Here is a 22,632-nt window from a genome sequence, read left to right as displayed (position 1 = left end):
CCTAAAATTAAATTTCAGAGAGCTCTCTTAAGATGCTATGTGTATGCAGCAAGCCGTGCCGATATGCTATCGGGATGACCAGCTTCATACCTGCAACTGTCAACACTCCTTTCTGCTGACAAATACTAGTATAGATGCGAGATTGCGAGATGTAATGAAACGGATTTTCGATTTCTTCGCCGATTTTTCTCTTAACAAAAAATATAAAGATCAGATAAAGCCGCACTGCAAGATATTTCGTGATCAAAGGGAACTTTTCAAGAACCTCTTCACATGCCCAGCATCCTCCGATATTCGATCGGACTGACAGATACCGACTGCTTGAATACGCGGTTGAAATACTGCAGCGTCGTATAGCCCACCTCATAAGCCACTTCATATATTTTCAGGTCCGGCTCCAACAGCAGCTCCTTCGCCTTCTGGATGCGAATCCGGTTCACATATTGCACGAAGGAATATCCTGTCCACCGTTTGAACTGGGTGCTGAAATACGAATCACTCATCCCGAATCGCCTGCTCATGTCAGGCAGCGTTATTTCCTTGCGGTAGTTCTCGTGAATGTAATCGCAAGCCATCTTAAAAAGAAGCTTTACGTTTCGGTTCCCCAACGCGGAAGTATATGTATGTGCGATCCACACTTCAGCCAGCTGCGAAACAAATGCCGCTCTGTCATGGTCGGTGTCTGGCCACGGACTCGTACAGACAGGCAACGCGGAGGCGCCGAGCATTTGCCGCCACTTATCTGCGAAGAATCGCAAGCCATCCATATGCATCCCGTGCGCATCGCCCTGCGACAGCAGCAAGGATTGAATCAGTTCATGCTGCTCCTTCAGAAGCTCGCTCGGAGTCATGCGCTCCAATCGGGTAAAAAAGATCTGCACTCCCGCCAACTTCTGATGCGCAGAACAGAAATAATGGACCGAGCGCTCTGCACGCTCCAATGCCCGCTGGACGTCCTCTCTTTTGACAGGCTTAATTAAATAATCGCTCGCTCCATAACGCATCGCCTGTCGAACAGCGCCAAAGTCCGCATATGTGCTCAGCATGACGGTGACGATGGGCAAACGCTGTTCATGGACATAGCGGGCAAGCCGGAGCCCTTCCGGATGGGGAACTGTCAGATCGGTCATTACTACAGTAGGCCAACCCCGTTCGATCCAGGCCAGCGCTTCTCCAAAATTTCCAGCTTCCCCCGCGACGGTATGCCCGCATGCCCCTATCATATCTGCTATTTTCTTACGCTCAGACGGATTATGATCCACTAGCAACACCTGTAACATCATATGCCCCCTCTTCTAAATAGGTTGTTTCTTTCAAGTGCGTGTTCAACCTCTTCAAAGTAACATATTACCAGCCATATACAGCGGGCTTGCAGCCAATCTTATTAAAATCTTATCACTCGGCCTACCAACCAATCATCTCCCTATTCGGATGGTCAAAATGGATCTTAGGCATAATGAAGTCAAAAGGATTCATTGGGGGCCATCATGAAACACATTTTCTTCATCTATGCAACGGACTTGAAAAACATAACGCGCAATTGGGCCGCATTCATCATCATTGTCGGTCTAATCGGGCTGCCTTCCTTATATGCGTGGTTCAATATTCTCGCTTCCTGGGATCCATACGGCAATACGAAAGGCATCGCCATCGCTGTCGCCAACAACGACAAAGGAACGACCATCCTCGATAAACCGATTAATATCGGGAAGGAAATCGTTGCATCGCTGAAAGAAAATACGCAGATCGGCTGGACCTTCGTCGACGAGAAAAAAGCGTTGACCGGGGTAAAACGCGGGACCTATTACGCAAGCATCATCGTTCCGGACAGTTTCTCTGCTCGTATCGGGACCGTGCTCTCAGACGAGCCGGTGAAAGCGGAGATCGTCTATTACGTGAACGAAAAAATCAATGCCATTTCCCCGAAAATTACGTCAAAAGGCGCATCAAGCATCATCGAACAGGTGAGCTCCAACTTCGTCAAGACGGCGAACCGGACCATCTTTCAAATCTTCAATGAGATCGGAGTCGAGTTGAAAAATGAGTTGCCGACGATTGAGAAGGTGAAGAGCCTCGTCTTCAAGCTGGAAAAAGGCTTTCCCGAGTTCGTCCGCATCGCGAACACCGCCTTGGCCGACGTGAGCAAAGCGAATGAAATCGTTCAAGAAGCGCAGAAGAACCTCCCCCTTGTCGCACAGATCGCCGCCGAGGGAGAACAATTCTCGCAGCGCATCGGGGAGCTTCTCAAGTACAGCCAGGAAGGAATCGAGGCCATTTCCCCATTTATCAAGCAGGACCTCGCTTCCGTACAGCAAACATCGCTCGCGATGGAGCAATTGACCGCCATCGTGCAGGATGTGAATGCAAAGCCGTCTGTCGTCCTCAACGCGCTGGATCAAGCTTCGCGGCGGCTCGATACCGCACTGAAGATCGTAAATGGAACGATAGAATGGCTGGGGCGTCTGAACCAATTAACCCCCAGAAATATATTCGGGTCCGAGATCGGAAAGCTGCAGCGGATTGCCGATAAGTTCGGGCAGCAATTATCCACCATCAGCGAGATGAAGGCAGCCGTCAATGCAGGCAGAACCATATCCGGTGAGCTTGCCGACCGTCTGAATAGGTTGGCCCGCGATACGGCCGCCATTGCCGGCGACTTGCTCGGTAGATATGACGGCGAAATCAAGCCTAAAATCTTGCAAGGTGTCGATAAGGCGCGCAGCACGGTAGCGAATACACAAACGCTGCTGCACGATGCGCTCAAGCGGATTCCCGACGTCAAAAACATATTGAACGATGCGGCAAAGGCGCTCACTTTCGGCAATCAAGAAATTATCGCACTGAAACGCGACCTTCCCGTCGCTCAGTCGAAAATCAAACATATCGCCGATAAAATCCGCGCATTGGAAGCCCAGGGCGATATTAATGAAATTATCGATTTGCTGCGGAACAACTTCGAGAAGGAAAGTGAATTTTTCGCTCAGCCGGTTGTATTGAAGGAGAACAAGTTGTACCCAATCCCGAACTACGGTTCCGCGATGTCACCCTTTTTTACTACCCTATCGCTATGGGTCGGCGCCTTGCTGCTCGTGTCATTGCTAACGGTGGAGGTACATAGGGAACCAGAGGAGATGAACAGCATTCAAGCGAATACCAATCCTGATCCCGAGAACGGATTCCATTCACGGAAGGAGAAGTTCGCCTCCCCGATGAAGGACCATCACGTCTACTTCGGCAGATACTTGACGTTCGTCACCATTGCCTTGCTCCAGTCGCTTCTCGTCACGACAGGCGACATTTACGTGCTGGGCGCCTACGTGCTTAATAAACTGTGGTTCGTCACGTTCGGCCTCATTTTGAGCGCTGTCTTCATGCTCATTGTGTACACGCTTGTCTCGGTGTTCGGCAATGTCGGCAAAGCGCTCAGCATCGTCCTGCTCGTGCTGCAGCTTGCCGGTTCCGGGGGGACGTTCCCGATTCAAGTGACGCCGCCGTTCTTTCAAGCGATTCATCCTTACCTTCCCTTTACGTACGGAATTAGCATGATGCGCGAGGCCGTGGGCGGGATATCGTGGGATGTCATCCAGCGCGACTTGCTCATGATGTGCATTTATGTGGGGCTTACGCTCGTCATCGGCTTGGCATTGAAGACACCGATTAATAGATCCAGCGCGAAGTTCGTCAAGAAGGCGAAGGAAAGCAAGCTCATTCATTAAGCAGAATCGGGGCTCCACGTTGTCCGCGTTCCGCGCACATTGTTGCATGATCCTCTTCCTTGGAAAGGGTTCCCTTGTTACAATGGAGAAGGCTATCGACTTTAGTGGCTATTCCAAAGGCCAAAGCCTTTTCGATTACGCGCTTTAATGGAGGAGCGATCATGCGTTTTTATCAGCAAGCGGTAATGGACTTCAAGACATGGAATCGCAATATTAGAGTGTTTTTTCTGGCAAATGGCTTATTTCAAATCGGCAGCGGCATGTTCATGGTGCTGTATAACTTGTATATTCAATCGCTCGGTTACGGCGATGAGATGAACGGGACAATTATTAGTTTGCAATCGTTGGCGACTGCACTGATGTTTGTCCCGATTGGCTTTCTCGGAGACCGGACGAGTCGCAAATGGATTCTGATTGCCGGTGCGCTGTTCACCGGCCTTGGCTTCGTCGGGCGTTCGTATGTGGTGTCAGAGTGGGGCTTGCATTCCCTCGCCATCTTCTCTGGACTGTTCGCTGCGTGCTTCCAAGTGATAGCGGTGCCATTCCTTGCTGAAAATACGCGCAAAGAGCAGCGGCTGCAGCTGTTCAGCTATCACTTTGCGCTAGGGCTTGCTTGGCAGGTGCTAGGCAGTATGGGGGGCGGATATATGGCCGACCTGCTGCAGACCGCCGGCTGGAGCAAAGTTGCGAGTCTGCAGACCGTCTTGATGGTTGGCGGCGTCGCGAGCTTTGCCGCCTTTCTTCCGCTCCTCTTCGTGTTGGAGCAGAAAAAGGTGCCGACCGTGTCGCCATCCGCAACAGAAATTCGTCCGAAGTCATTGAATCCCAAGCTTGAATGGAGAGACATTCGCCGTCTTACATACTGTCAGCTCCTTGTTGGCCTCGGATCAGGACTGGTCGTGCCTTATTTGAACCTTTATTTTACGAATCGGTTCTCTGTGTCGCTAACGTCGGTGGGCATTCTCATTTCACTCGGACAAGTAATGACGATCATTTCTATGCTTATCGGGCCGACATTGGTTAAGCGGGTAGGCCAAGTGAAAGCGATCGTTATTTTTCAAATGCTGTCGCTGCCATTTCTGCTCTTGACCGGATTTACGAACCTAATCCTAATCGCCAGTGTCAGCTTCTTGTTCCGGCAAGCGCTTATGAATGCTGCCAATCCCATTCAATCGGCCGTCATGGTGGATCGGATTTCAGACTCCCGCCGGGGAATCGCCAACTCGCTCACGCAGACGGCCTTCATGCTTGGCTGGGCCAGCATGGGATCCGTGCAGTCGTACTTGGTCACCACATACGGCTACTATTGGGGGTACGCAATAACGTTCAGCATGACGGGTATCTTGTATGTGACATCAGCCATTTGCTACTACTTCATGTTCAAAGAGAAAAAGGCCCACATCCCGCTCGGCATAAGCAAGGAAATCGCCAAGTAAGCAGTGGATTGCAGTGATACTAATGTTAAAAGCGAACCCCTTCAGGGCGGTTCGCTTTTTGTAAGTTAGGCTATTCCTATGTTCAATCGATTGTCCGCACTTGCAGCTCCATGCCAGACAGGTACGTCCGAAGCATGCGCATCAGGCTCTCATCGGTATCAAGCTTCAGGCCGAATCCCCCCCTCAGCTCCAATGAAGCGAACCCATGCAGCATGCTGCGCAGCCCCCTCACCATATGCAGTGCGTCGTCACGTTCCAACTGATATTCATCCAGCACGTCAAGCAGCAGTTGCACGCTCCGGTACGATGCAGCCACCAGTTCCTCGTCCATCTGATCGGGCGCGGGCTGCGTCGCCTCGTACAGCCCGGGATGCTCTCGCACAAACGCCACGTAGGCGATTCCGATGGAGAGGAGCGCCTTCTCTCCCGCTTTGCCGACCGCTGCTTTCGTCATTGCATCGCACAGCAGCTGCAGTCCGTGAAGGGCCAGCTCCCTCCGCAAGCCCGGCATGCCATCGATATGATTGTAAAGCGATGGCGACTTGATGCCCAACCGTTGCGCCAAGGAGGACAACGTTACTTGTTCCAATCCCATATCATCGGCCAGCTCAATTGCAGCCTGCAGAATGGTCGCTTTATCGAGTGATTTTCTGGACATGCTCCATCTTCCCCCATTCTTGTTCTGCATCCATAATGGCCCGGTCGAGCGCCGATTGCGGGTCGACAATCATCTCGCCGTGACCGACCGCCAGCAGCGTTGGCGACAATGCGCGGAGCTTGCGCACACTATCGAGCGCAGCGGCCTTGTCCCAGGTCGCGAAGGCCGGGAACGGAAACAGCGGCTTAAGCTTGCCAGAGACGGCGATGCCGCCGCGGGTCTGGAGCGCGTCACCGGCCAAGAGAGCACCGCTTCGCTCATCCAGGAAGGCCATCATGCCCGGCGTATGCCCTGGTGCAGATATCGCCGTTAACGAACCAATGCGATCTCCATCCTGAAGGAGCACATCCGGCTGTGTGCGCACCGCTTTCGGAACGCCTCCCCGTATTGGAGTCTGAGGCTCACCCGCTTCAAGAGAGCGATCACCGCGCAGCAATTTGGCATCCCGTTCCGAGATCAAGACTTGAGCCTGCGGCAGAGCCTCCTTCAACGCATCCAACGCACCGACATGGTCGTCATGCGCATGGGTAAGTACAATCCGTGTAATTGGCTTGCTAAGCCGTTCCGCCGCCTTTAATATTCCTTTAACGCTGAAGGGAAGCGCCGCATCGACCAAGGTCAACTCATGCTCCTCCTCCACCAAGTAACAATTCACCGGAAACAGATGAGGTAAAAATGTCAATTGAATAATAAAACCGTGTTTACGCATCCGCATAAAAACCAACTCCCAATTAAACTAATTTTATTAGTATAATAACTAACTACATTAGTTTTGGCAAGCAGTATTTTTCCCTATATTTCAATATCCACATGTGGATAACTTGAATTTCATGACGTTTTTCGCCTTTTCCCCATTATCCACACCCGATCCGGAAGTTGCTCACAGTCAAAACAGAACGAATCACCTCACCCAATTCAAACATTCCATAATGATCAAAAAACAAGGGCCTGCGACCCTTGTGGTCTCTCGCCCTTGTTCCGTTCTTCTCCCTATTCAGCCTGACGTAAGAATGTCCCTTACGATATGCCTTACGCCCTTGGCACGTTACACGACAAGGAAATTCGCTTCATGCTCACAATCCATGCAGCATTTGATCGGTCTTTCCCAATCGCTGAATTCCACTTCATCCAGATCGACAATGTCCGGAGCGTCCTCGAATTCATCTACGAATTTGTCGATAGCCAATTCTACATGATCTTTGCATACTACGTACATGTCGTTCCCTCTTTCTTGCCAGTCCTGCTGTCCTCTAACACCATGTGGCACGCCTCAGCCATTCGGCACAGCGCTCCCTGTCCATCATATCATAGTTCTATATGTTCCCGTAAGATGTAATGCATATATACGCATGTTCAAAAGGTTACTTTTCAGCGCCGAGAAAATGTGTGATTCGCTCTTATTGTATCCTGCTCACTCTGGCTTATCCGACAGTTCCACCGACGTCGTCATCAGCTTGCCGTCCCGGTAGAACTTCACGTCCAAGCTCTCCCCGATCTTCTTCTTCTCATATAAATATTTGCGGAGATCAAGCGTCGTACCGATAGGATCGTTATCGAACCGGACAATTACATCGTTCAGCTGCATGCCAGCCTTCTTCGCCGGTCCGGTCGCTTCCAAAACAATAACACCCGCCGTTACCTCTAGCGGCAGCTGTAGATCTTCCCGTTGTTCTTGAGTGATGGGAGCATACGGATTATTCAAATCCACTGTATACACGCCCAAGTAAGGGCGCACGACTTTGCCGTACTGTGTAATTTGATCTACAACCCACATCACTTCATTTGTCGGAATGGCGAAGCCCAGTCCTTCCACACCGGTCGTCGCAATCTTCATCGTATTAATACCAATCACTTGCCCGTTCAGATTGACCAAGGCACCGCCGCTGTTGCCTTCGTTAATGGCCGCATCCGTCTGAATGACCATCTGCTCCCAATCATATATGCCGTCTTGATTGAGCGACACTGGTATAACGCGGTTCGTATAGCTGATAATTCCCGCTGTAAGCGAATCCCCAAATCCAAGCGGATTGCCAATCGCAATCACCGTCTCGCCGCGCCGCAGCTTCTTGGAATCTCCGATCTCCGCCACCGCCGTCACACCAGCATCGTCCATGCGAATGACTGCAATATCCATCACACGGTCTTTACCGATCAACTCCGCGTTCTTACGCTGTCCATTTGCCAGTACAACCTCGAGCTTATCGGCGCCTTGCACGACATGTTCATTCGTCAGCACATACGCTTTTCCGTTCTCCTGACTGAAAATAACCCCGGATCCCAAGTTCGTATCCTTCACTGCTTCACTGTCATCCGTAATACTCTTCTGCTGATTCACGATACTGACGACGGCAGGGCTCACCTTCTCCGCAGCCTGCACGATCCGTTCATACGGATCATACGCGTTCTCGCTGCCCGCTACTGCAACCGGCTGCTGCGAAGCCGTTCCGGCACCGACTAACCAGCTGTATAGAAGGACCGCTAACAACGCACTAATTACCGAACTAACGACCGCAACTTGTACGGTTGACCATTTGCGACCCGAATCCCGTCTGAGCTTCTTTTGTTTCCATCCCGGCGCTTCCGTTTGCCCGTGCCATTTTCTCTTGATCCGACGCGATACCTTCGGCGAGAAAAAATCATCATCAAAAAAGCTCATCCGACCCAACTCCCCTCAACACGGGCTCTTCGCCATGTCCGGTTGATCCACCGCACCTTACCGCCATAACACCCCGTTCACCTGAATGTTATGCGTTCAATCGGTCAACACTATATATTAATGCTTACTATGAGCCTATAATGTGAAATGAAATGTCATAGATTTGCAACCTTGTACATATTCTATCATACAAAAGAGAAATTGAGAGAAAAGAATCGGGATTGTAACCACTATCATCCTATTCCAATTGAAAGGAGTACATGCCTATGAAATCATCATCTTCTGTCTGGTCGGACGTGGATCTGATCGGGAAGCTTGCCGATATGAAGGAAGACCAATATCGCCTAACGTTAGCCCTTTCCACGTTAATGGAACTGCTCGTGGAGAAAGGCTTGCTTACGCATGAAGATATCGCCCTCAAAGCCGAGCAGCTCGAGCTGTGGCTTACAGACGAACTGGAGACTTCGCATGAACCGTGTCCCATGGCGTAGGCTTGTCATAATACGTATCTCGTAATTGAAACTCGCTTTCTTTGAAAAAATGTCCGTTATCCTCCATCACGTTTTGCACCGACATGCGGGCGAGGTCCATCATGTTATGATCGCGGCTCAAATGCGCCAAATAAGCACGGCGCGTATTGCCCGTCACGACCTCACCTAACGCTTCGCCTGCTGCTTCGTTCGACAAGTGGCCCATATCGCCCAAAATACGCCGTTTAATGTTCCAAGGATATCGTCCCATCCGCAGCATTTCAACATCGTGATTCGACTCCATAACGAGCACGTCGGAATCGATGACCGCATCTCTGACCTTATCGCTCATATAACCGAGGTCCGTCGTGACGCTCAGCTTCGTATCCCCTTCATAGAAGCTGTAGCCGACCGGTTCAGCCGCATCATGGGAAATACCGTACGATTCCACGCGCAAATCTCCAAAATCGCGAGCTTCGCCCGTCTGCATCACAATCCGTTTCTCGTCCGCGATCGCACCGACATGCTTCGTCAGCGCCTCCCACGTATTTTCATTGGCATAAATGGGCACATCATACTTACGGGCAAACGCGCCCAACCCTTTGATGTGGTCCGAATGCTCATGCGTAACAAGAATGCCGTCTATCTGCTTGCCGGAGAGGCCCTGTTCCTCCAGCAGCTGCTCCGTACGCTTACAGCTTAAACCGACATCAATCATAAGCGTCGCTTCATCATTTTGAATCACTGTCGCATTGCCCGTCGATCCGCTCGACAATACGGTAAATCGTAAACTCATTTGTCTATCTCCTTCTTTCCTGCTTGCAAATTATCGACCGCGCCGTTAATGGCGTTTACGTAATAAACCTCATTTTCCAGCATAATTCGCCAAGACGGGGCGGATACCTGTGTCTCCGCGTCGAAAATTTGCCCGTGGTATCCAAGCTGGATATCCTTCACGATCGAACCCGGCATCACCTTCTCGATTACACTGCCAAGCGCCTGCGAGGCCGGCAAAATCTTCTGCTCCTTATTGCTCTTGGTTTCGATGAGCTCCACGTACTGCTGACGGTATGCCGTTATTTTCTGTTCGCTCACAGATAGTTCCAAGGATACCTCGAAGATCGGCAAGCCGTTCGCCAGCCGTTGATGAAGCACAAATGTGCCCGGTTTGCCCGACAGCTCATCATAGCGGTACATCTCGATATGCGGGATGTCGCCTTGCAGCGAGCGTATCAGTTCTTTTTCTAAAAAGATGATCGTGCTATCCTTCGGTGTCTGTATGGGTACCCGCTCCGTCCCGCGATTAACGAATCGGTATGTAATCTCCCTCAGCGTCGGAGTCTCCGCTGGTATCTTCGCCGGTACTTGAATGTGCTTCACGTCCATAATTTGACGTGTCTCCTCGGATAAAGACGTCCAGTCGAGATCAGAGTGCATCCGATCTCGAACATCCTGCCAGAGCTGATAACCGAGCACGATATTAAGCAATAAAAACGCATAGATTAATACATTTTTGGCCCGACTCCAATCCATGCGGATCCTCCCCTCTGTGAGTGATTGAATTCTGCCATGCATTACGAATGTTTATTTCAGCAATGACACCGTGCCGTCGCTATATTTCACCTGCCAGGTGGGAATAAGCCGTATTACATCTTTCTCCTGCGACGGAACATAGACCGGGTCAAGCGATTCAATCATTTTCCCCTTGTCCAGCAAATTCAGCTTGTTAATAAGCGCATCGCCGCTTGGCAGGTGGCGCACTTCTTTCTCGGTTGCCCGCTGCAAGAGCTGAACGAGTGAACGCTCATAGCTCGTTACGGTGCCTTGCTGCATTGTTACCTGCATATAACCGAAGCGGAAGGCGCTTGTGCTTATAATCGGATACGAGCCCCAATATTGTTGGAAGCGAAATACCCTGCCCAAGCTCGTCGATCCACCGAACACCCCGATGGGCTTCTCATCCGGGTCCATCATGACGAAGCGGAAGCGGCCGTTCCACCCGCCGTGCTGATTGATGAACCGTACCGCGCCCGTCACGTCGGCCGCGACATCTTGACGACCCTCTGTCGGCACTGCCGGATCGGAATAAATAATCCACTGCTGTGCCCGATTAACCTCTAGCCCGCGCTTGGCATCTGTATATATTTCAGAGCTTCCCGTTTCGATATTTTTCGTTACGGTCGGATCGAAGAATAAGCTTCGCTGCATCTCCTCTATCGTAACTCGTTCGAAGGGCAGCGTCACGTCCATTAATTCGAGCGGCTGCTCCGGAACGTAATACGTTCCGTTCACCAGCTTGTACGGTGTCCATTTGCGTCCGAATTCAACCTGCTGCTTCACATCCTGGACCGTTAAATTCGCGCGCGTGGATTCGTATGCCGTATCCCCCTTCTCATTGAAGAAGAATACGCGTACTTCACTGGCATCTTTCGTCGCGTACAGCCAAATACTACGAATTTCCTCGGTCAAAAATGCGGCATCATCGGCAATAGGGAACTCCTTCTGCAGAAGCTTAGCTGGAACGGGAGATAAGAAGCGCAGCTCCACACCTTCGTTCTGCTCCCGGATTCGCGTCCATTCGACCGATGAGACCGGGCGGCCCTGGAACCCATCATAGGAGCGGCCTTGCAGCCGTTTCATAATCATGTTATAGAACGTCATCCCCGGGTACAGCACCGTATGCTTGTTCTCTCCAAGATGAAGCACGACCTGATCAGGGAACACCAGATTCTCTACTTTTTCCTCCGGGCCTAACGGTTCGGTCTTAATATAGTCGCTTGACGTCTTCTCAACCACATCAAAGTTCGGCATGTCATAGGTGAGGAAGAAGCTCTGCACAAGACTGAGCAGCACGAGAACGGTGAGCAGCACCGTTTTAACCCGCTCTATCATTCGCTTGCTTCACTCCCTTCGAATGTCATCGGCAAGCTAAAGGTCACTTGCGTGCCGACATTCCACTCTGACTCAATCCGAATGTCGCCTCCGTGCGCTCTTACAATTTCCCGGGCAATGGACAGCCCGAGGCCTGTCCCGCCCATATTGCGCGATCGGGCTTTATCGACCCGATAGAACCGCTCAAAGATTCGCTCCAAATCCTTCTTTGGAATGCCCATTCCGGTATCCTTCACCGTCAAGTGCACCAACTGCTTCGTCTCAGACAGGGAGGCAGACAACGTCACCTCGCCGCCGTCTGGTGTATATTTCACGGCATTGGATACGAGATTGTCCAGCAGTTGGTCGATCTGATCGCGATCGATGACGACGTTGCCGATGCCATCTTCCGCCTCTACCTTCGCCACAATCCCCCGATTGCGGAATTGGAAGGAGAAGCGGTCTACGACATCCTCCAGCATCTCCACGATATCCGTCGGCTGCTTGCGCAGTGTCGCTTGCTTGGAATCAAGCCGCGACAGATGAAGCAGGTCGGTTACGAGCCGGATCATGCGCTCCGACTCATTGCGTATGACGCCGACGAAGCGTTCAGCCAGCTGTGGCTCCTCAAGCGCCCCGTCATCGAGCGCTTCCACATAGCTCTTAATCGTCGTAAGCGGGGTACGAAGCTCATGCGACACGTTCGCGACGAACTCGCGACGAGACTGCTCCAGCTTCTCCTGCTCAGTCACGTCCTGCAGCACGACGATAGAGCCTGTCATTCCTTCTCCGCGGCGGTGAACCGGTGTGAACGAGACGCGCAGCACCGTATCGCTCTCCTCTTGAGCGTGACTCTCTCCTTCCACCGGAGAGATTAGAATCCAATTGAGCTGGCCGCTGACAAGCTGCTCCACCTGTGACATTGGCACGCGCAGCAAATCGGCAATATTGCGCCCCTCCGCGCCTTCCGTATCTACATCCAACATCTTGCAGGCACGGCGGTTGACGAGAATGACCTTGCCGTTCTCATCGGTGGACACAACGCCATCGCTCATGTTGGTCAGAATCGAAGCCAGCTTCTCCTTCTCCTCTTCGTTCGCATTCAGCGCTTCCTGCAGGCGCCGGGTCATATAATTGAACGCCTCGCTCAACTGGCCGATTTCATCGGTTCCCAATACAGGCACTTGCCCGGCGAAGTTCCCTTCCGCCACCTTCGTCGCTTGCTTCGTTATTTCTTTAATCGGCTGAGTAATCGTATGCGCCAATATGATGCCGAGCACCGCCGTTAGTCCGAGCGCAATCGCCATACCCGAGACGAAGATGCGGTTGATGCCTTCAATCGTCGCATACAGATCCTTCATCGACGCGACGATATAGAGGGCGCCCACGATCTTATTGTTTTTGTCGTTCGAAAAGACCGGCTTAGCCAGCACCTGCTTGCGCACATTGTCCTCGTCAATAATAACTTGCTGATTGTCGCGGATTCCTTGCAACGCGCGGTTGACCACCGTCTCCGTATTTTTGCGGCCGACGATTTCCATGTTAGATTGCACGGAAGTCGTTAGTACTTTCCCGGTTGCGTCGATGACTTGAATCTCGACACCGTTCATATTGAAGAAGCTATGCACATACGTATTCAACTCTTCCAATGTGCGTTCGTTCTCCAGCATTTCCTCGCCCTTCAACGTCTGTCCGGCATAAATGGACATAAGCTCGGCCGTCGTCTGCAAATCTTTCGTAAAATTGTTCGTAAGGGAATGCTTCATCGAACTGACGAAGTACACCCCGATAAGTTGCATCGCAATCAAAATGAGCAGCACATAAATAATGATGAGCTTTGCCTGTATCGTTCGAAAGAAGCGGCCGATGCCCCATTTCATCTAGAAGCCTCCGTTACGAGGATTGCGCATCATGTAGCCGAGACCGCGGCGCGTAATAATATACTCCGGCTTGCTCGGATCGTCCTCGATCTTCTCGCGCAGACGGCGAATCGTCACATCGACGGTGCGCACATCGCCGAAGTATTCGTATCCCCATACGGCCTGCAGCAGATGCTCCCGCGTCATCACCTTTCCAGAGCTGCGCACCAAGTAATGGAGTAGCTCGTACTCCCGGTGTGTTAAATCGAGCATCTCCCCATTTTTATAGACGACATACATATCCGTATCGATAAGCAGCTCGTGCAAGCGCATGCCCTGCTTCTCCGCCGCCCCTGCACCAGCATCCTCGCCTTGGACTGCCACTTTGTTCTGACGCCGCAAATGCGCTTTGACTCGCGCCAGCAGCTCTCTTGTGCCGAATGGCTTCGTCACGTAATCATCAGCGCCCATCTCGAGACCAAGCACCTTGTCGATCTCCGTATCCTTCGCGGTCAGCATAATGATGGGCATTTGAAGGTGCTGACGCACTTCACGGCACACGTCCATCCCGTCCTTGACGGGCAGCATCAAATCGAGCAGTATCAGGTCCGGCTTCTCCGATAAAGCCAGCTCCACCGCTGTTCCTCCATCGAAGGCACACACGACCTCATAGCCCTCTTTTTCCAGATTGAATTTCAAAATATCCGCAATCGGCTGTTCATCATCCACGACGAGAATTTTGCCGTACATGGAATCTGCACCTCTCTCCAATTTCAATATCACTTAGTTCGATTCCTATTCATGATAGCTGTTAACCAGTGTCACTCTATTTTACCATAATTGTCTCTTCATCCCGATAGCAAACGTTGGAGGATTGAAAAAGTGAGTCCAGACGGCCTATAGGCTCGTGTTCAAAAAGACCCGCTTTTCAGCACGAACAACCTCTATAACGAAAAAGACGGGAACGTGATTCGTCCCGCCTTCTGCTTGTTTATAAATATTTTAGAGGATTTTGCACTTCATCATCTTTATGAATCTCAAAGTGAAGATGCGTTCCTGTTGAATTTCCCGTGCTGCCCATGACGCCGATATTCTGACCTTTTTCCACAATATCGCCGACATTGATATCAATCTTGCTTAGATGTCCATACAACGTCTTATAACCGTTGCGATGGTTCACAATAATGCAGTTGCCGTAACCGCTCTTCTCGCCTGCGAACACGACAACCCCTTCATCGGCCGCCATGATAGAACGGTCGGATGATATCATATCAATGCCTTTGTGCATCCGTCCCCAGCGTTTGCCGTATCCGCTCGTCAGCGTTGCGCCGCTGACCGGCCAATCGAACGAGCCAGTCCCTTCTCCGCTCACGACTTTCGTTCCCCGTATGACAATTTCCGGAATCGCTGGCTCGATTACTTCTTGATCGATCCACTCTTCATTCGACAGCATACCGTTATCTTTAATGAGACGGTACGACATGCGCTTTAAGCCCTGCTTGCCTTCACGCACGACTTTAGATTCCCCCGCTCGCATTTCCGGGTCCTCTTTCACAATCTTCTGCGGCTCTGTCACGATATACTCGCTGTATGCTTCGACCGTCTTTACGGTAATCAACGGCTTCGCTTCCGTCAGATCGAGCTCTTGGCCCACTTGCAGTACCTCTTCGCCGGCAGATGGATTATTCGTATAAATCGCTTGAATCGATACGTTCATCTTCTTCGCAATGGAGGAGACGGTATCACCTTTTTGCACTTTATATTTACTCGGCTTATTCTGGCCAGTGGTCAATTTGTTAATTGCTTCTTGCGGACTAAGCAGCTTGTCCGGATCCGTGTTGCTGCCTTCCATGCTTACCCGTTCGCGGAAGCTCACCGACTCCAGACGCGACATCGCCTTTGTCGCATTAACGGATCGCACCGGAGCAGACAGCACTTTGACTTCCTTCGCATTCTTGCTGTTCTTCGTGCTTTTCTCTGTATATTTTCCTTTGACCTGCTGCAATATTTTCTCAGCCGTCGCTTCGTCCTTCACAATGCCGACGCTCTGGCCATTTACCTTCAACTCTACGCCTACCGCATAAGCGGTCATCATGCCGCCGAGCTTCACCAGCGTCTCCTTCGTTGCGGGCTGCGCCTTGAAGCCGGAATCAGCCACCGTGCGGATGCCTTCCATATCAAGCTGCATATGCGCATTCGGATGCTTTGCCTGTACTTCATCCTGCTTCTTAGCGTAGAAGCCTTCCAAATCATCAAGAGCAGATATCGTTCCTACGAGCTCATTATTTTTATATACATGAAAGAAAGATACTGTATTTGCTTGTACATAGGCTGTACCGCCCCATACGGCAGACGCAATGAGCGCCAATCCGCCAACTGAAAGCACGATTTGCTTGCGAGATTTCGCAACCCATCGTGTAGCGGTGCTCGATGCCAGCCGCTGCCGCCATGCTGCCGTCCATTGTTGCCATCGGTTCTTCGAGTCTTGTCCGACTTCGTTGTCCCGACGATTTCCGTTGAAACGTTCCATGTTGGTCTCCTTTATTTCAAGTTCATCCATTACGATTTCAGCACAAAGTGACAAAGGTTAACGTTTTGTCATCTTTTTTCATCTTGTTTAATGTAACACAGGTCGAAAGAACAATGCAACTGACGCCGGGAGCAAGCGCCTGCCCCTGGAAAGTCATATATATAGAAAAAAACGCGAATGGCCTCTTCTATTGAAGATGACTCTTTTCGCGTTTTATATACATGGTATTTATTGCTGGATTAGTCTTGTCCCGTGTCTTGCCCGGATTCAGGCCCCAATCTTGAGCTGGCTTCCGGCCCGGATCCCGGTTCGACTTCCTGTGTATTTTGTGCGGCAGCCCCTGAGCCGCCATCTTCTTTTATGGCTGTCCCGCTCTCTCCGACAAGCCATTCCCGCATCTGCTTATACTCTTCATCATTGAGATGCTTTGCTAAAATTTGCTCCACTTCCGTCAGCTCACTCGATGTTAAGCCATCCTCCATTAACGTGGAGAGATGCTGCCATTCCTCTTGCGGGAGCTTCTTCATGAGTGCGGTGAACAGCTCTTCTTTCTTCGTCTTGGACATATCGTCTTTGTTCTTAGACAGCACATCCGGCGGAACGACGACCCGCTCTTGCTGACGGGCCTCCTGCCCTGATGATATGCCCCCCATTACCGGCAGCGCGCCGTCTGACGGTTCACCAGCGGCTGCATTCGGATCCGGCTTGGATTGATTCCCTGTTGACGACCCGCCTCCTGCTCCCCCTGCTTCTCCTGATTCCGTGTCGCCTGCATCGCCTCGTTCTCCTGCAGGCTGGACTCCTCCCGTCACAGACCCAGATGCCTTGTTTGGATCGGTTGCCGATCCTGAGCCGAGCAGAACGCCCCACATCGATGTTAGTGTTAACGGTTTTCGTTCCAACGGAATGTGAAAGGTATTTAACGCCGTCTGAATATACTGGTCAACGACGATTGCTGTCGTTCCTACCGTTAATAGACTTGAAATCAAACTTACCATCAATATCGTAATCACCATTCGAACTACGCGCATCGTCCATCGCATAAATGATGCCTCCCAGCTAGCCTTCCCGTTACTAGTCGCTTCTTGACCGCGATACGACGGCGCTTCTAGTTCTATCATTTCCTTGAAAGTCACGGAATGGCGCAAAATCATTTACTGCTTAGTATGCCCGTAATTCATCAAAAAAATCCGGCCCCTTCCTAAGGAAGAAGCCGGATTCCATATTAACGGTAGATTGGTTGAACTTGGTTCGTCTGCTCGCGGTTGCGGCCGACGGAGAAAATAGAGATTGGAATACCAGTCAACTCCGATACGCGTTGTACGTAGTTGCGCGTCGATTCCGGCAAGTCTCCCAATGTTTTGCATTGTGTAATATCTTCGGACCAGCCTGGCATTTCCTCATAAATCGCTTCGCACTTGGCCAGCATATTCAAGTTCGCCGGATAGTGCTCGATAATTTCGTCGCCGTATTTATAAGCGGTGCAGATCTTGACGGTCTTCAAGCCAGTCAACACGTCAAGCGAGTTCAGCGACAAGCCTGTAATTCCGCTTACGCGGCGGGCATGACGGACAACGACGCTGTCGAACCAGCCAACGCGGCGGGCGCGGCCCGTTACGGTGCCGTATTCATGACCTGCTTCACGGATGAAATCACCGGTTTCGTTGTTAAGCTCTGTAGGGAACGGTCCGTCACCTACACGAGTCGTATAAGCTTTCGCTACGCCGATAACCTCTTCGATTTTGGAAGGTCCTACACCAGAGCCGATGCAGACGCCGCCTGCCGTCGGATTCGATGATGTAACGAACGGATAGGTACCTTGGTCAATGTCGAGCATAACGCCTTGCGCGCCCTCGAACAGCACCTTCTTGCCAGCATCAATCGCATCATTCAATACAACGGAAGTATCGAGGACATACTTGCGAATAAACTCGGCATATCCTAAGTATTCTTGCAGTGTTGCTTCAATATCAAGCGGTTCGCCGCCGTACATGCTGATGAGTTCGTTCTTCTCGTTCGCCAGATGGCGGAACTTCTCTTCGAACACGTCCTTATCGAGCAAGTCGACAATACGAATGCCGTTACGGGCCGCTTTGTCCATATAGCAAGGGCCGATCCCTTTGCGGGTCGTGCCGATTTTGTTCGGGCCTTTGCGTTCTTCTTCCAACCCATCCAGCACCATATGATACGGCATAATGACATGCGCGCGATCGCTGATGCGGAGATTGTCGGTCGAGAAGCCATTATCGTGAATATATCCAATTTCTTCGATTAATGCCTTAGGATTGATGACCATTCCGTTGCCGATGACACAGATTTTGTTCGTATAAAAAATACCGGACGGAATCAGACTCAGCTTATACTTTTTATTATCAATTAGGATCGTGTGCCCCGCATTGTTACCACCTTGATAACGCGCGACCACGTCGGCGCTTTCGGCGAGGAAGTCGGTAATTTTCCCTTTTCCCTCGTCACCCCATTGGGTTCCTACGACGACTACTGTAGACATATTCATACCCCCGTCGGGTGTTCACACACCGGTTATTCGCTGCTTCACCGAAAAGCAGCATTTCTAGTTTATCAGCGATATGGCACAAAGTCAATGAAAAGCGAACGTTAATTTCCGGATTTAGACTAATGTTCGGAAACTGACGCTCGCTCCTATAAATTATATTGTATTATCCCGCAGATAAGTCCTGATGATTCCTCTCGTAGCTAACGAATTTATTGAAATTTTTCAGAAATACGAGCTCTACGGTGCCGACCGGACCATTCCGCTGCTTGGCTATAATGATTTCAATTATATTTTTCTTTTCCGTATCCTGGTTATAATAATCATCCCGATACAAGAACGCAACGATATCGGCATCCTGCTCGATCGAGCCCGATTCCCGCAAGTCAGACATCATCGGACGCTTATCCTGCCGTTGCTCGACTCCTCGACTAAGCTGGGAGAGTGCGATGACAGGAACTTCAAGCTCCCTTGCAATCATCTTGAGCGTCCGCGATATTTCGGACACTTCCTGTTGACGGTTATCCCCCGCTTTGCCGCGTCCGTGGATAAGCTGCAAGTAGTCGATTAGAATCATGCCGAGGCCGCGCTCTTTCTTTAAGCGCCGGCACTTGGCACGGATGTCCGCGACGGTGATGCCCGGCGTATCGTCGATATAGATCTCGGCTTCTGACAATGCGCCAATGGACATCGTCAGCTTCTCCCAATCATCATCTTCCAGCTGACCCGTGCGGAGCCGCCCGGCATCGACGTTCGATTCGGCGCATACCATCCGCTGTACGAGCTGGGCCGCCGACATCTCGAGACTGAAGATAGCTACTGTCTCTTTTGCCCGAACACCGACGTTCTGGGCAATGTTGAGCGCAAAGGCTGTCTTCCCTACAGAAGGACGGGCCGCGACGATAATCAAATCGTTGCGCTGAAATCCCGATGTCATCTTGTCTAGATCCGGAAATCCCGATGGAATGCCGGTCGTGATGCCCTGCTGCAAATTCAGTTGTTCCACTCGTTCGTATACGTCCATCAGGACGTCTTTAATGGCGATAAATCCGCTCGATGAGCGGCGGTTCGATATTTCTAAGATACGACGTTCCGCATCGCTTAACAGTCCGGAGACATCGTCACCGCCCGTATACCCCTCGCTTACAATCTGCGTGGCGGTGCGAATGAGACGGCGCATCATCGATTTTTCTTCAATAATTTGCGCGTAATAATCAACGTTGGCCGCGGTAGGCACCGCATTGGCCAGCTTCGTCAAATAGGACACGCCGCCGATGTCTTCCAACTGCTGCTTACCTTGCAGCTTTGCCGTCAGCGTGACGAGATCGATCGGCTGATTATCTTCCCCAAGCTCGATCATTGCCTCGTAGATCATCTGATGGGACGGGTTGTAGAAATCCTCGGATTGCACCCGCTCCATCGATGTAATCAACGCCTCCGACTGCAGCAAAATGGCGCCGATTACCGCTTGCTCGGCCTCCACATTTTGCGGCGGAACACGATCGACAAACATCTCGTTCATTTTACTCCTCCGTTACGTGTACCTTCATCGTTGCTTTGACATCCGGATGCAGTTTCACCGTCACGTTTGTATATCCTAACGCACGAATCGGATCAGGAAGTTCGATTTTGCGCTTATCCACTTTAATCTTCAACTTGCTCAACGCTTCCGCGATTTGCTTGGAAGTGATGGCACCGAACAAACGTCCGCCGTCTCCTGCCTTTGCCTTCAGCTCAATCGTCGTTTCATTTAATGTCGCTGCAAGCTTTTCGGCGTCTTCCTTTTCCTCTTCTTTGCGTTTCAATTCCGATTTATGCTGCTGCTCCAGCGTCTTCAGGTTGCCCTCCGTCGCCGGACGCGCCAGCCCTTGCTTGATAAGAAAGTTCTGTGCGTATCCTTCGGAGACCTCTTTGACTTGTCCTTTTTTGCCTTGTCCTTTTACATCCTGCAACAAAATGACTTTCATTCGAACAACCCCTCTTCCGCGTCGATTTCTTCCAGCACGCGCTTGAGCTTATCCTGCGCCTCTTCGAGTGTGCCTTGCATTTGCACGGCAGCATTCGTCAGATGTCCCCCGCCGCCCAGCCGTTCCATAACGACTTGCACGTTCATCTGACCTAGAGAGCGCGCGCTGATTCCGATAATGCCGTCCGGACGTTCGCTAATGACGAACGAGGCCAACACATCGGTCATATTTAACAGCGTATCAGCTACCTGCGCAATGAGCAACTGTGAAAATTTGCGTCCCGGTTCCGTCACCGCGATAGCGATATTGCCGTATAGCATTTCCGCATGGCGAATTATTTCCGCCTTCTGAATGAACTCTTCTAAATCTTCTTTCAATATCTTCTGAATTAGCAGCGGATCAGCTCCTTGCCGACGCAGGAAGCTTGCCGCATCGAACGTCCGTGACCCGGTCCGCAACGTAAAGTGCTTCGTATCCACCGTAATGCCCGCCAATAAGGACGTCGCTTCCAACGTGCTCAAGCTTAGGCGGTTATTAATGTACTGCAGCAGCTCGGTGACGAGCTCGGCTGTAGATGACGCATAGGGCTCCAAATAGACGAGCACCGCATCATTGATGAACTCCTCGCCGCGGCGATGGTGATCGATTATGACGATGCGCTCCGATTGCAGGAGCCGCGGTTCTTCCACCATCGACGCCTTGTGCGTATCGACAACGACGACCAAGCTATCCTCAGTAATCATCTCTATCGCCTCGCTTCGTGAAATGAAGCGGGACCATAAGATTTCATCCTTCTCCAAGTATGCGACCATTCTGTCGATCGACGGATTACTCTCTTCCAGTACGATATAAGCCTCCACATTCAGCGATCGGCAAGCATTAAGCACGCCGATCGCCGACCCGATGGAATCCGTGTCCGGGTTCTTATGCCCCATAATGAATACGGCATCGCTTTGTTGAATGAAATCACGCAGCGCGTGGGCAATGACGCGGGCACGCACCCGCGTGCGCTTCTCCACAGCGTTCGACTTACCGCCATAGAAGGACAGACGCTGCCCTAGACGGACGGCTACCTGATCCCCGCCACGGCCGAGCGCGATGTCGAGGCTCGATTGCGCAAGCTGGCCAAGCTCCGTCATCTTGTCTGCACCGGCCGCAATCCCCATGCTAAGCGTTACAGGCAGCTTGTTATCCAGCGTCGTCTCTCTTACTTCATCGAGGATGACGAAGCGCGTCTGTTCCAGCGCCTTCAACGTCTGCACGTCCATTACCATAAAGTGACGTTCCGAGGATAGTCGCTTGATCAGAATGCCATGTTCGCTTGCCCATGCCGTAATCTGTCCAGTAACACGCGCCAATAGGGCGGCACGTTGTTGATCATCCAGACCTTGAGTCGATTCTTCCAAATTGTCCATAATGACGATGCCAACCGCGATCCGTTCCTCTTCGTATCGCTTGCGCAAAGTCCATATATCCGTAATATCCGTGAAATAGACGACCCGCTCCTCCGGCACGATGTCCGCATGCAGGATGCGTCCGCCGATAAACAGCTCTACCGATCGTTCCTTCTCCTTCCCGATATGAAGCTGAGGAAAGGCTTCGGACAGATCTTCCCCCACTAGGGAGGGTAGAGCAGCTAGCTGCGCCAAATAAGGATTATGCCACTCAATAACCCGTTCATCACTATATAACAAAATGCCGTAAGGCAAATCAACAACTGCTTCTTCTCCTGCTCGTTTCACCCTTAACCCTAGCGTTGTCAAATATGACTCCATCTCATGACGGAATTTGCGCTCCGCCGCAAGTGACGCAATCGCAAGCACAACAATGGCGACAAACGCCAGTATGCCAACAATCCAATTGTAGAAAGTCACGACGATGGTTAAGGCTGACAGCAAGACAAACGTCCAGCTCGTATACTTCGTATACCAGCGATGGAACAATAGTTTAGGCATAC

The 22,632-nt window shown here is 51.2% G+C and carries 19 protein-coding genes; 3 read left to right on the top strand and 16 right to left on the bottom strand.

The window, feature by feature from the left end; genetic code table 11:
- Window positions 1-269: 269 nt before the first annotated feature.
- The gene (locus A372_RS0123095) at window positions 270-1,283 is read right to left on the bottom strand and encodes a helix-turn-helix domain-containing protein (protein ID WP_019423282.1); all 1,014 of its coding nucleotides are present in this window, start codon (window positions 1,281-1,283) and stop codon (window positions 270-272) included.
- A 204-nt stretch (window positions 1,284-1,487) separates the two neighbouring features.
- On the opposite strand from A372_RS0123095, the gene A372_RS0123090 reads away from it, so the two are divergent.
- Window positions 1,488-3,716 carry a YhgE/Pip domain-containing protein gene (locus tag A372_RS0123090; protein ID WP_019423281.1) on the top strand — a complete coding sequence of 743 codons (2,229 nt, stop codon included), beginning with the start codon at window positions 1,488-1,490 and terminating at the stop codon, window positions 3,714-3,716.
- 161 nt (window positions 3,717-3,877) lie between these two features.
- Window positions 3,878-5,152, top strand: coding sequence for an MFS transporter (locus A372_RS0123085; RefSeq protein ID WP_026011246.1), 1,275 nt, complete (start codon window positions 3,878-3,880; stop codon window positions 5,150-5,152).
- Between the two features lie 82 nt (window positions 5,153-5,234).
- On the opposite strand, the gene A372_RS0123080 is transcribed toward A372_RS0123085, so the two are convergent.
- The 4 genes from A372_RS0123080 to A372_RS0123065 form a co-directional block, all read right to left on the bottom strand.
- Window positions 5,235-5,810 carry a TetR/AcrR family transcriptional regulator gene (locus A372_RS0123080; protein WP_019423279.1) on the bottom strand — a complete coding sequence of 192 codons (576 nt, stop codon included), beginning with the start codon at window positions 5,808-5,810 and terminating at the stop codon, window positions 5,235-5,237.
- Window positions 5,788-6,525, bottom strand: coding sequence for an MBL fold metallo-hydrolase (locus A372_RS0123075; RefSeq protein WP_019423278.1), 738 nt, complete (start codon window positions 6,523-6,525; stop codon window positions 5,788-5,790). The genes A372_RS0123080 and A372_RS0123075 overlap by 23 nt, the downstream gene beginning before the upstream one ends.
- A gap of 330 nt (window positions 6,526-6,855) precedes the next feature.
- Complete coding sequence (locus tag A372_RS36620) at window positions 6,856-7,026, bottom strand: CxxH/CxxC protein (protein ID WP_019423277.1); 171 nt, start codon at window positions 7,024-7,026, stop codon at window positions 6,856-6,858.
- 195 nt (window positions 7,027-7,221) lie between these two features.
- Window positions 7,222-8,466: a S1C family serine protease gene (locus tag A372_RS0123065; RefSeq protein WP_019423276.1), complete on the bottom strand. Its 1,245-nt coding sequence runs from the start codon at window positions 8,464-8,466 to the stop codon at window positions 7,222-7,224.
- A gap of 266 nt (window positions 8,467-8,732) precedes the next feature.
- Between A372_RS0123065 and A372_RS0123060 the strand changes: the two genes are divergently transcribed.
- Entirely contained in the window at window positions 8,733-8,957 is a 225-nt protein-coding gene (locus tag A372_RS0123060) for a hypothetical protein (protein WP_019423275.1), read from the top strand.
- Here A372_RS0123060 and A372_RS0123055 read toward each other — a convergent pair.
- From A372_RS0123055 to A372_RS0123005, 11 genes are all read right to left on the bottom strand, one after another.
- On the bottom strand, window positions 8,911-9,732 hold the full coding sequence (locus tag A372_RS0123055) for an MBL fold metallo-hydrolase (protein WP_019423274.1): 822 nt from the start codon (window positions 9,730-9,732) through the stop codon (window positions 8,911-8,913). The genes A372_RS0123060 and A372_RS0123055 overlap by 47 nt on opposite strands.
- Window positions 9,729-10,469 (bottom strand): two-component system regulatory protein YycI, encoded by a 741-nt coding sequence (yycI, locus tag A372_RS0123050; protein ID WP_019423273.1) that lies wholly within the window; start codon window positions 10,467-10,469, stop codon window positions 9,729-9,731. Before yycI ends, A372_RS0123055 begins: the two co-directional genes overlap by 4 nt.
- A gap of 51 nt (window positions 10,470-10,520) precedes the next feature.
- Window positions 10,521-11,828, bottom strand: a complete 1,308-nt coding sequence (locus tag A372_RS0123045; protein WP_019423272.1) for a YycH family regulatory protein — start codon at window positions 11,826-11,828, stop codon at window positions 10,521-10,523.
- The gene (walK, locus tag A372_RS0123040) at window positions 11,825-13,687 is read right to left on the bottom strand and encodes a cell wall metabolism sensor histidine kinase WalK (RefSeq protein ID WP_019423271.1); all 1,863 of its coding nucleotides are present in this window, start codon (window positions 13,685-13,687) and stop codon (window positions 11,825-11,827) included. The genes A372_RS0123045 and walK overlap by 4 nt, the downstream gene beginning before the upstream one ends.
- The gene (gene yycF / locus A372_RS0123035; RefSeq protein ID WP_019423270.1) at window positions 13,688-14,416 is read right to left on the bottom strand and encodes a response regulator YycF; all 729 of its coding nucleotides are present in this window, start codon (window positions 14,414-14,416) and stop codon (window positions 13,688-13,690) included.
- A gap of 241 nt (window positions 14,417-14,657) precedes the next feature.
- On the bottom strand, window positions 14,658-16,196 hold the full coding sequence (locus A372_RS0123030; protein WP_019423269.1) for a peptidoglycan DD-metalloendopeptidase family protein: 1,539 nt from the start codon (window positions 16,194-16,196) through the stop codon (window positions 14,658-14,660).
- Between the two features lie 239 nt (window positions 16,197-16,435).
- Window positions 16,436-17,239: a hypothetical protein gene (locus A372_RS0123025; RefSeq protein WP_019423268.1), complete on the bottom strand. Its 804-nt coding sequence runs from the start codon at window positions 17,237-17,239 to the stop codon at window positions 16,436-16,438.
- Window positions 17,240-17,421: 182 nt separating this feature from the next.
- Window positions 17,422-18,705, bottom strand: a complete 1,284-nt coding sequence (locus A372_RS0123020) for an adenylosuccinate synthase (protein WP_019423267.1) — start codon at window positions 18,703-18,705, stop codon at window positions 17,422-17,424.
- A gap of 169 nt (window positions 18,706-18,874) precedes the next feature.
- Window positions 18,875-20,230, bottom strand: a complete 1,356-nt coding sequence (dnaB, locus tag A372_RS0123015; RefSeq protein WP_019423266.1) for a replicative DNA helicase — start codon at window positions 20,228-20,230, stop codon at window positions 18,875-18,877.
- A gap of 1 nt (window position 20,231) precedes the next feature.
- Window positions 20,232-20,675, bottom strand: coding sequence for a 50S ribosomal protein L9 (rplI, locus tag A372_RS0123010; protein WP_019423265.1), 444 nt, complete (start codon window positions 20,673-20,675; stop codon window positions 20,232-20,234).
- Window positions 20,672-22,630, bottom strand: coding sequence for a DHH family phosphoesterase (locus tag A372_RS0123005; RefSeq protein ID WP_019423264.1), 1,959 nt, complete (start codon window positions 22,628-22,630; stop codon window positions 20,672-20,674). The genes rplI and A372_RS0123005 overlap by 4 nt, the downstream gene beginning before the upstream one ends.
- Window positions 22,631-22,632 lie beyond the last annotated feature (2 nt).

The sequence above is a fragment of the Paenibacillus sp. OSY-SE genome, from assembly GCF_000283315.1.
GTDB classification, from domain to species: domain Bacteria; phylum Bacillota; class Bacilli; order Paenibacillales; family Paenibacillaceae; genus Paenibacillus_B; species Paenibacillus_B profundus.
This window is presented reverse-complemented; position numbering and strand designations above follow the sequence as displayed.